The organism is Bacillus sp. JJ1764, assembly GCF_036962145.1.
Lineage (GTDB): Bacteria > Bacillota > Bacilli > Bacillales > Cytobacillaceae > Neobacillus.
Map to the genome: position 1 here is coordinate 8,484 of NZ_JBALNY010000090.1, position 260 is coordinate 8,743.

At 40.0% G+C, this 260-nt stretch carries 1 protein-coding gene; it reads right to left on the minus strand.

Going from position 1 to position 260, the window contains the following annotated elements:
• Window positions 1-244: transporter substrate-binding domain-containing protein (locus tag V7083_RS13700; RefSeq protein ID WP_335478639.1), on the minus strand; the 244-nt coding region annotated here is incomplete at its 3' end.
• Window positions 245-260: the final 16 nt, after the last annotated feature.

Genomic DNA, 260 nt, shown 5'->3' on the forward strand with positions numbered 1-260 from the left:
AGCCTACATGTTCAATATTCACTTTATAGCCTGCTTCTTTTGCTACCGCTTTGATGAAATCAATGTCAAAACCAACGACATCCCCTTTATCTTGATATTCAAATGGGGCATAGGCGGCATCTGTTACAACCCGCAAAGTCTTGTTTTCACTATCGCCTCCGCTGGTTTTACTTGTCCCACATGCCGACAGCATAATAAGTAACGTAGCAGTCAACATCATGGAAAAAACTTTAAATTTCTTCATTTTTGGACCTCCTAAT